The organism is Acinetobacter sp. YH16042, from assembly GCF_013417245.1.
Classification (GTDB): domain Bacteria; phylum Pseudomonadota; class Gammaproteobacteria; order Pseudomonadales; family Moraxellaceae; genus Acinetobacter; species Acinetobacter amyesii.
Window position 1 is genome coordinate 1 of record NZ_VPEJ01000112.1, and the last position, 1,512, is coordinate 1,512.

Consider the following 1,512-nt stretch of genomic DNA (forward strand, 5'->3'; position numbering starts at 1 on the left):
CAGGATAGAGCTTGTAATGGTATCATCTGTATTCAGCAGTACATGAGTAGTTGGCAGATCAGCAACAACTAGCTTCAATCCTTTCTCTTTTATACGTCCTTTCAATACTTCAAACTCATTTTGTTTTACACGTGATAAGCGGTCTACACTCTCAACAAGCAATGTATCTCCGTTCTCTGCATCTGCTAATAATTTATTTAATACAGGTCTATCTAGCTTTGTACCTGATTCATTCTCTACATATTCAACAGTAACGCCGTTTATGGTACTAGCAAACTCTTTTAAGCTATCTAATGCTCTCTCTGCATCTTGGTCTTTTGTACTAGCTCTTACATATATTCTTACTGTCATTATCATATAACATTATATCTTTAAGTCTTATGATAATACTATCATTTAATTATCAATACAACTCTAATGATAGATATATTCTCATTTAATTTGATTATTATTTCAGTATAGTCTAATGATAGCTTTTATCAGTCTTAAATACTTATAATGCTATATTCAGTTTACTTTTGAATAATTAAGAGATTTTTATGAAAAAAATATTAATCATCGGGTTAGCAAGTCTTTTTGCTATAGGTTGTGCAACAACATCAGGATTAAATCCACAGACAGCAGTAAGTAATTTTGATGGTGTGAAAAGTGTAGCAATTGCTCCGCATGGTGCAGCATGTAAAAGCATGGTGTGCCCAATGGTTGGTGCATCATGGTTAGATAATCATCCTGATAATGTTGGTATTACTATTCAACTATTCAATGAAATAGCAAATATTCACTCAGTATCTTTTAATATTGATGGGGAAATTATTAATATAAAGAATGATCATGCTACTAGTTTTGATCAAGCTGTAGGGGCTAACTATTCACAAGCTACAATGGTTGTAAGTTACAGCATTTTAACTAAAATTCTGCAATCAAAAAGAACATGGATGAAAGTATCAACTAGCAAAGGCGCACATGAAGTAGCCATTGTAGATGGTACTGTAGATAGTAAGGCTTTTAATGCACTTAAAAGATTTGATGCTCAAGTAAAAGAAGCATCTGCTAAATAGTTATAGACTTACTACCTTTTAGTGTAGGCGGTGCAAAATAATTTGCATCGTTCTTCTCTCTCTACGTGAATGAGTGAGCATAATTGCCTTGCTAATTTATTTCTATTCACGTACAGCGTTCAATCTGATAGGCTTATAAGCAATAAACAAGTAAATGTTGGTATTGAATATGGCAATTACAACTAAACCTCGTGGCAACCTATCTAAAGCTGTAGTATTAGAATTAGTAAAGGATGCAGCTCCTGAACAGATAGCAACTCTATTTACAGGTAAAGATAATAAACCTTGTACATTGGTATCACGTACTCGTACAGTAGAGCTATTAGGTTTAACAGGTGCTAAAAAGAAAGCTGTAGAAGAATATACATACCCTGCTAAACGTAAACCTCGTAAAGCTGTAGTTAAACGTGGTACTGATTCAAATACAGTTAGCAAGGATGACTATAAAGACTTG

Annotated in this window: 3 protein-coding genes; 2 read left to right on the top strand and 1 reads right to left on the bottom strand. The window is 33.4% G+C overall.

Annotated elements, in window-relative coordinates; translation table 11 throughout:
• A partial coding sequence (locus FTV37_RS17370) for a recombinase family protein (RefSeq protein WP_180064334.1) occupies positions 1 to 351 on the bottom strand: 351 nt, incomplete at its 3' end.
• 188 nt (positions 352 to 539) lie between these two features.
• Between FTV37_RS17370 and FTV37_RS17375 the strand changes: the two genes are divergently transcribed.
• A complete protein-coding gene (locus FTV37_RS17375; RefSeq protein WP_179995761.1) occupies positions 540 to 1,058 on the top strand; it encodes a hypothetical protein in 519 nt (172 codons plus the stop codon).
• 169 nt (positions 1,059 to 1,227) lie between these two features.
• A partial coding sequence (locus tag FTV37_RS17380; protein ID WP_180064335.1) for a hypothetical protein occupies positions 1,228 to 1,512 on the top strand: 285 nt, incomplete at its 3' end.